Source organism: Pseudomonas sp. GW821-FHT05D12, assembly GCF_059419825.1.
Map to the genome: position 1 here is coordinate 22,304 of NZ_JBWKSN010000028.1, position 7,858 is coordinate 30,161.

The 7,858-nt window shown below is 61.4% G+C and carries 7 protein-coding genes; 3 read left to right on the top strand and 4 right to left on the bottom strand.

Going from position 1 to position 7,858, the window contains the following annotated elements; translation table 11 throughout:
• Nucleotides 1–100: 100 nt before the first annotated feature.
• A complete protein-coding gene (locus tag AC07SI_RS30150) occupies nt 101–640 on the bottom strand; it encodes a TetR/AcrR family transcriptional regulator (RefSeq protein WP_120448018.1) in 540 nt (179 codons plus the stop codon).
• Nucleotides 641–731: 91 nt separating this feature from the next.
• Here AC07SI_RS30150 and AC07SI_RS30155 point away from each other — a divergent pair, with 91 nt between their 5' ends.
• From AC07SI_RS30155 to AC07SI_RS30165, 3 genes are all read left to right on the top strand, one after another.
• Complete coding sequence (locus AC07SI_RS30155; protein ID WP_495007102.1) at nt 732–1,925, top strand: MFS transporter; 1,194 nt, start codon at nt 732–734, stop codon at nt 1,923–1,925.
• A 114-nt stretch (nt 1,926–2,039) separates the two neighbouring features.
• Nucleotides 2,040–3,188, top strand: coding sequence for a TDT family transporter (locus AC07SI_RS30160; protein WP_495007103.1), 1,149 nt, complete (start codon nt 2,040–2,042; stop codon nt 3,186–3,188).
• 58 nt (nt 3,189–3,246) lie between these two features.
• Entirely contained in the window at nt 3,247–5,121 is a 1,875-nt protein-coding gene (locus AC07SI_RS30165; RefSeq protein WP_106804660.1) for an MFS transporter, read from the top strand.
• A gap of 52 nt (nt 5,122–5,173) precedes the next feature.
• Here AC07SI_RS30165 and sugE read toward each other — a convergent pair whose 3' ends face one another.
• From sugE to rdgC, 3 genes are all read right to left on the bottom strand, one after another.
• Nucleotides 5,174–5,488 carry a quaternary ammonium compound efflux SMR transporter SugE gene (gene sugE, locus AC07SI_RS30170; RefSeq protein ID WP_003237114.1) on the bottom strand — a complete coding sequence of 105 codons (315 nt, stop codon included), beginning with the start codon at nt 5,486–5,488 and terminating at the stop codon, nt 5,174–5,176.
• A 107-nt stretch (nt 5,489–5,595) separates the two neighbouring features.
• Nucleotides 5,596–6,561 carry a bile acid:sodium symporter family protein gene (locus AC07SI_RS30175; RefSeq protein WP_495007104.1) on the bottom strand — a complete coding sequence of 322 codons (966 nt, stop codon included), beginning with the start codon at nt 6,559–6,561 and terminating at the stop codon, nt 5,596–5,598.
• Between the two features lie 155 nt (nt 6,562–6,716).
• Entirely contained in the window at nt 6,717–7,637 is a 921-nt protein-coding gene (rdgC, locus tag AC07SI_RS30180; RefSeq protein ID WP_065901389.1) for a recombination-associated protein RdgC, read from the bottom strand.
• Between the last annotated feature and the right edge of the window lie 221 nt (nt 7,638–7,858).

The window sequence follows — 7,858 nt, forward strand, 5'->3', positions numbered from 1 at the left end:
GGGCTTGCTCGCGAATGCAGTCTGTCAGTCGATACATCTCTGACTGATCCACCGCATTCGCGAGCAAGCCCGCTCCCACTTTGGGTTTTGCAGTGTGCCTTCAGGGTTTGAGTGCCAACTCGATCAGGCCGTGCAGCTCTTGCACCGACAGCGGCGCGGATGAGAAGAGAATCCGAAACACCGTCGGCGCCGCCAGCAGATTGATCAAGTGGTCCACGCTCGGTGGCGATTGGTCCGGATAGCGGTCGACAATCGCCTGCAACTGCCCACTCAGGATACTCACGCAGTAGCCCGGCGTGATCATGCATTGCAGGTCGCGCATCATGTTGCGGCCGGGCTCTGAACTCATTTCATCCAGGTATTGCTCGGCCCAGGCTTGCAGGTCGCCGCGCAGGCTGCCGGTGTCGGCGGGCGCGCTGTCGGGGCGCATGCGGGCCAGGGCCACGTCCGCGAGCAGCACCGACAAATCGCCCCAACGCCGGTAGATGGTCGAGGGCGTGACGCCCGCGCGCGCAGCAATCATCGGTACGGTGACGCTGGAGCGCTCATGGGCTTCCAGCAATTCACGCACTGCCGAATGGACCGATTCTTGTACCCGGGCACTGCGGCCCCCCGGGCGGAGGCCTTCTTTTATCGCCATGCTTGTGACCTTAACACAAAGAATTTGCTTTAAGCGCTGGCGAGTAGCACACTCCGCAAAAGCAAAATATTAGCTTTAGCGGAGCGTGCCCATGTCCAGCCCTATTTCCCATCGTTCCAGCCTGGTGTTCCTCGCGATCACCTTGCTGACGTTTCTCGCGGCCTCCAGTGCGCCGACGCCGTTGTACCACCTGTATCAGGAGGGCCTGCATTTTTCGGCGGGCATGCTCACGCTGATCTTCGGGGTCTACGCCTTGAGCCTCCTGGCGGCGCTGTTGACCGTCGGCTCGCTGTCAGATTACCTGGGGCGCAAACCGGTGATTTTTGCCGCGCTGATCCTGGATATGCTGGCAATGTTGCTGTTTATCAATGAAGACAGCGTCGCCTGGCTGATCGCCGCGCGCACCTTGCAGGGTTTCGCCACGGGCATGGCCACCGCAGTGTTGGGCGCCGCCTTGTTGGATACCGATCGCCAGCAAGGCCCGCTGGTCAACAGTGTGGCGCCTTTGCTGGGCATGGCCTGCGGCGCGATGGGCAGCAGTCTGTTGGTGGAGTTCGCGCCATTGCCGACCCAACTGATTTACTGGACGTTGCTGGCATTGATGCTGTTGCAGGCCGTGTATGTGTGGCGCTTGCCGGAAAGCGTCAGCCGCATCCCCGGCGCGCTGGCGTCGCTGCGCCCCACCTTGCATGTACCGCCCCAGGCGCGCCGCGCTTTGTGGCTGTCGTTGCCGGTGGATGTGGCAGTGTGGGCGATGGGCGGCTTCTATCTCTCCCTGGCGCCTTCGCTGGTGCGCGCCGCCACCGGCTCGACCTCCAACCTGATCGGTGGCGGCCTGGTCGCCGTGCTGACCCTGAGCGGCGCGCTGATGATCTTCACCCTGCGCAATCGCCCGGCCGACAAGGTGCTGCGCCTCGGGGCCGGCTTGCTCGCCATCGGTGTGACGCTGATCCTCACCGCCGTGCACAGCGCCAGCCTGCCGCTGTTCTTCATCGCCACGCTGATCGCCGGCAGCGGCTTTGGCGCGGGCTTTCTCGGCGCCTTGCGCAGCGTGGTACCGCTGGCCTTGCCCCATGAGCGTGCGGGCCTGATGTCGACATTCTATGTGTTGAGTTACCTGGCGTTCTGCTTGCCCTCGCTGCTGGCGGGCAACCTGATCCGCAGTTTCGGCCTGATCGCCACCACCGATGGCTACGGCGCGATCCTCATTCTGCTGGCGCTGGGCGCGTTGTTAGGGCTGCTGCTGCAGGACTCGGCGCGAGCCAGAGCGACGGCGGGCGAGTGAGTCCTGCTTTTATATTGGTAAAGTAGATAACAGTTAGAGATATTACCCGTTATATAGATATTCGATCAGGTTCTATCATGGTCTCAACCTCATGCGAGGAAGAGGAATGCCATCATGATCTGCTCGACAACCATCAGTTACAAACCCTTCAGTCACCTGACCCGTCCCCGGGAAGTGATTCGCCAGTTCACCCCCAACTGGTTTGCCGCGACCATGGGCACCGGCGTGCTCGCGCTGGCCCTGGCACAACTGCCGGTCAACCTGCCTGGCCTGCACGCCATCGCCGAAGGGCTGTGGCTGGTGACCATCGGCCTGTTTGTGCTGTTCAGCCTGTTGTACGCGGCGCGCTGGGTGATGTTTTTCCACGAGGCGCGGCGTATTTTCGGGCACTCCACCGTCTCGATGTTCTTCGGCACCATTCCCATGGGCCTGGCCACGATTCTCAACGGGCTGCTGCTGTTCGGCCTGCCACGCTGGGGCAACGAGGTGATCGCGCTGGCTGAAGCGGTGTGGTGGCTGGATGTGGCGATGGCCCTGGCCTGCGGTGTGCTGATCCCGTTCATGATGTTCACCCGCCAGGAACACAGCATCGACCAGATGACAGCCGTGTGGTTGTTGCCGGTGGTGGCCGCCGAAGTCGCCGCCGCCAGCGGTGGCCTGCTCGTGCCGCACCTGGCCGACGCCCATTCGCAACTGGTGATGCTGGTGACCAGCTATGTGCTGTGGGCGTTCTCCCTGCCGGTCGCATTCAGCATCCTGACCATCCTGATGTTGCGCATGGCCTTGCACAAATTGCCCCACGCCAATATGGCTGCCTCGAGCTGGCTGGCCCTGGGCCCAATCGGCACCGGCGCCCTTGGCATGTTGCTGCTGGGGGGCGATGCGCCGGCGATCTTCGCGGCCAACGGCTTGCCGGGTGTGGGCGAGATGGCCAACGGCCTGGGCCTGGTGGCCGGCATTACCCTGTGGGGCTTCGGCCTCTGGTGGATGCTGATTGCGGTACTGATCACCCTGCGTTACCTGCGCGCCGGCATTCCGTTCAACCTGGGTTGGTGGGGGTTTACCTTTCCGCTGGGGGTGTATGCCTTGGCGACGCTGAAGTTGGCGAGCCTGTTGAATCTGGGGTTCTTCAGTGTGTTTGGTTGCGTGCTGGTGGTGGCATTGGCGCTGATGTGGCTGATCGTTGCTACGCGCACCGTGCAGGGCGCCTATAAAGGCGAGCTTTTTGTATCGCCGTGCATTGCAGGACTAGCGAATAAGTAAGCGGAGTTAGGTAAAGTCGTGGCCTGAATCTATAACAGGCCACGCAGGAACACGGACGATGAGCCACCCCTCGCAATTCACCTTGCTGCGCACACGGCGCTTCCTGCCGTTCTTCATCACCCAGTTGCTGGGCGCGTTCAACGACAACATCTTCAAGCAATCGCTGATCCTGGCCATTCTGTACAAGCTCACCATCGACGGCGATCGGGCCATCTGGGTCAACCTGTGTGCGCTGTTGTTCATCCTGCCGTTCTTTCTGTTCTCGGCGCTGGCCGGGCAGTTTGGCGAAAAATTCAACAAGGATGCGTTGATCCGCGCGATCAAGATCGGCGAGATCGTGATCATGGCCGTCGGCGCCACGGGGTTCCTGTTCAATCACCTGGAACTGATGCTGCTGGCGCTGTTTGCGATGGGCACGCACTCGGCGCTGTTCGGGCCGGTGAAGTACTCGATCATGCCCCAGGCGCTGCATGACGATGAGCTGGTGGGCGGCAACGGCCTGGTGGAAATGGGCACGTTCCTGGCGATCCTGGCCGGTACCATTGGCGCCGGGATCATGATGTCGTCCACCCATTACGCGCCGGTGGTGTCGGTGGCGATTGTCGGTGTGGCGGTACTCGGTTACCTCGCCAGCCGCAGCATCCCGCGCGCGGCGGCTTCGACCCCGCAGTTGCGGTTGAACTGGAATATCTTCAGCGAATCCTGGGCAACTTTGCGCCTCGGCCTGGGCCAGACCCCGGCGGTGTCGCGCTCGATCGTGGGCAACTCGTGGTTCTGGTTCGTCGGTGCGATTTACCTGACGCAGATTCCGGCCTACGCCAAGGAGTGGCTGTACGGCGACGAAACCGTGGTCACGCTGATCCTGACCGTGTTCTCGGTGGGCATCGCCCTCGGTTCGATGCTCTGTGAAAAACTCTCGGGCCGTAAGGTGGAAATTGGCCTGGTACCGTTCGGCTCGTTTGGCCTGACCGTGTTCGGCCTGTTGCTGTGGTGGCACTCCGGCGGCTTCCCACAGAATGTGCAGGCCAATGACTGGCTGGCGGTGTTGAGCTATGGGCAGGCCTGGTGGGTGTTGTTCGATATCCTCGGCCTGGGTGTGTTCGGCGGCTTTTACATCGTGCCGCTGTACGCGCTGATCCAGTCGCGTACCGCCGAGAATGAGCGGGCGCGGGTGATCGCCGCCAACAACATTCTCAACGCGCTGTTCATGGTGGTCTCGGCGATCGTGTCGATCCTGCTGTTGAGCGTGGCCAAGCTGTCGATCCCCGAACTGTTCCTGGTGGTGTCACTGCTCAACATCGCGGTCAACACCTACATCTTCAGGATCGTTCCCGAGTTCACCATGCGGTTCATGATCTGGCTGCTCAGCCATTCCATGTACCGCGTGGAGCATCGCAACCTTGATCTGATTCCGGACGAGGGCGCGGCGTTGCTGGTGTGCAACCACGTCTCGTTTGTCGATGCGCTGTTGATCGGCGGCGCGGTACGTCGGCCGATTCGCTTTGTCATGTACTACAAGATCTACCGCTTGCCGGTGCTGAACTTTATCTTTCGCACGGCCGGGGCGATTCCGATCGCCGGGCGCAACGAAGATATCCAGATCTACGAAAAGGCCTTCACGCGGATTGCGCAGTACCTGCAGGACGGGGAGTTGGTGTGCATTTTCCCGGAAGGCAAATTGACCAGCGACGGTGAGATGAATGAGTTTCGTGGTGGCGTGACGCGCATTCTGGAAGAGACGCCAGTGCCGGTGATTCCGATGGCGCTGCAGGGGTTGTGGGGGAGTTTCTTCAGCCGCGATCCGAACAAGGGCTGGTTCCATCGCATCTGGTCGCGGGTGGTGTTGGTGGCAGGTGAGCCGGTATCGGTCGAGTCGGCGACGCCGGCGCAGTTGCAGGAGAAGGTCACGCAACTGCGCGGCACGGTCCTGTAGTAGCACGGCTTGCCGGCGATGGCGCCCGTTCAGGCGCTATCGCCGCAAGCGGTCATGTGCTGATCTTGAGACCAATCAGTCCACAGATGATCAACGCCACGCTGGCCAGGCGGAACAGCGCCATGGATTCCCCGAACAGGATAATCCCGGCGATCACCGTGCCCACCGCACCCACGCCCGTCCAGATGGCGTACGCGGTGCCCAATGGCAGTTCCTTCATGGCCAGGCCCAGCAGGCCGAGGCTGATGGCCATGGCGGCAATGGTCAGGGCGGTCGGCAGTGGCTTGCTGAAACCGTCGGTGTACTTCAAGCCGACGGCCCAGCCGACTTCAAACAAACCGGCAAAAAACAGAATGATCCAGGACATGATGACCTCGCTTTTATAGGCGGGGTCGTCCCCGGAGTATGCGCCTCGATAGCGTCGCAGGGTCGTCCCCGCGAAGCTCGGTAGAGTGCCGAAAATTGATCAGGCGATCAAGTTTGCGGCGTGTTCTCCAGCGCGCGGCGGTCTTCCTTCTCGCTCATGCGGCGGAAATACGTCGAGAGCAACGCCCCGGAAATATTGTGCCAGACGCTGAACAGTGCGCTCGGTACCGCCGCCAACGGCGAAAAGTGTGCGCTGGCCAATGCGGCGCCCAGCCCGGAATTCTGCATGCCGACTTCCAGCGCCAACGACTTGCGTTGCGCCAATGGCAGTTTGAACAGGCGACCGGTGAAGTAGCCCAGCAGGTAACCGAAGCTGTTGTGCAGCATCACCACTGCCATGATCAGCACGCCTGACTCGGCGATTTTCGCCTGGCTGGCCGCCACCACCGCTGCGACGATGATCACGATGCTCACCACCGACACCAGCGGCAGCACCTCCACGGCGTGGCGCACCCGCTCGCCGAGCAGGCGTTGCGCGACCACACCGAGTACGATCGGCAGCAGCACCACTTGCAGGATCGACCAGAACAACTCCATGAACGACACCGGCAGCCAGGCCGACGCCAACAGCCAGATCAGCGCCGGCGTGAGCAGCGGGGCGAGGAGGGTGGTGACGGCGGCGATGGCCACCGACAGCGCCAGGTCGCCACGAGCCAGCCAGGTCATCACGTTGGACGAAGTGCCGCTCGGGCAGCAGCCGACCAGGATCACGCCGACGGCAATTTCCGGTGGCAGGTGGAAAGCCTGGCACAGCAGCCAGGCCACGCCCGGCATGATTACAAAGTGCGCGACCACGCCCAGTGCCACGCGCCATGGGTGTCGTGCGACCTCGGCGAAGTCTTCGAGTTTGAGGGTCAGCCCCATGCCGAACATCACCAGGCCCAGCAGCGGGACGATGGCGCTTTTCAGGCCAATGAACCAGCTGGGTTCGAGGAAAGCCACGACGGCAAAAATCAACACCCAGTAGGCGAAGGTGTTGCCGACGAAGCGGCTCAAGGCAGCGAGTGCGCGCATGGAGATGTCCTTGTTATTAGAAGTCGGAAGTACAAATGCGATCAGATGTGGGAGCGGGCTTGCTCGCGAAGGCGGTGTGCCAGTCAATCCATCTGCTGACTGATCCACCGCCTTCGCGAGCAAGCCCGCTCCCACATTTTGATCTTCACATGGCTTTAGATGCCTTGTGGAGTCTCTTCGCCGCCGAGTGCTTCAACCAGCGCCGGCAGGAAGTCGCCAAACGTCAGCATCATCAGGGTAAAGCTTGCATCCAGTTGGCCCAGGGCTTCTTCACCGCCGTCCTGTTCCGCCTGGTCCTGCAGCAGGTCTTCGAACTTCAGGCGCTTGACGGTCATCTTGTCGTCGAGCATGAAGGACAGCTTGTCCTGCCAGGCCAGCGACAGTTGGGTCACGACTTTGCCGGTGGTGAGGTGCAGCTGGATTTCCTCGCCGGTCAGGTCCTGGCGCTTGCAGCGCACGATGCCGCCGTCTTCGTGGGTGTCGCGCAGTTCGCATTCGTCGAGGACGAAGAAATCATCGGCCGGCTTCTGGGTAGTGACCCAGTCGGTCATGATTGCAGTCGGTGCGGTCTTCACGGTGAGTGGACGTACCGGCAGGGTGCCGATGACTTCACGCAGGGTCGAGAGCAGGTCTTCGGCACGTTTCGGGCTGGCCGAGTTGACCAGGATCAGGCCCTGTTTCGGCGCGATGGCGGCGAAGGTCGACGAGCGACGGATAAAGGCGCGGGGCAGGAAGGCCTGGATGATTTCATCCTTGATCTGGTCGCGTTCCTTTTTATAGACCTTGCGCATTTGCTCGGCCTCGATCTCTTCGACTTTCTCTTTCAGCGCGTCACGCACCACGCTGCCCGGCAGGATGCGTTCTTCCTTGCGCGCGGCAATCAGCAGGAAGTCACCGCTGACGTGAACCAGAGGAGCGTCTTCGCCTTTACCGAAAGGCGCGACGAAACCGTAAGTGGTCAACTCCTGGCTTGCACAAGGGCGCGCCAGCTTGGTGGCCATTGCCGCTTCCAACGCCTCGGCATCAACAGGCAGATCTTGGGTCAGGCGATAGATAAGCAGGTTCTTGAACCACATGGGGTGAGTCTCTCCTTTATACAAAGGGGGGCATTATTCTCTTGATATCGCCTGAGGCCAACCCTGCCTAAGCCATTGGAAGGCCTCAAAAAAAAGATTTAAGAAAGTGCTTGCCAGACCCAAGGTCGCTCCGTAGAATGCGCGCCACACCGAAACGAAGGGTGATTAGCTCAGCTGGGAGAGCATCTGCCTTACAAGCAGAGGGTCGGCGGTTCGATCCC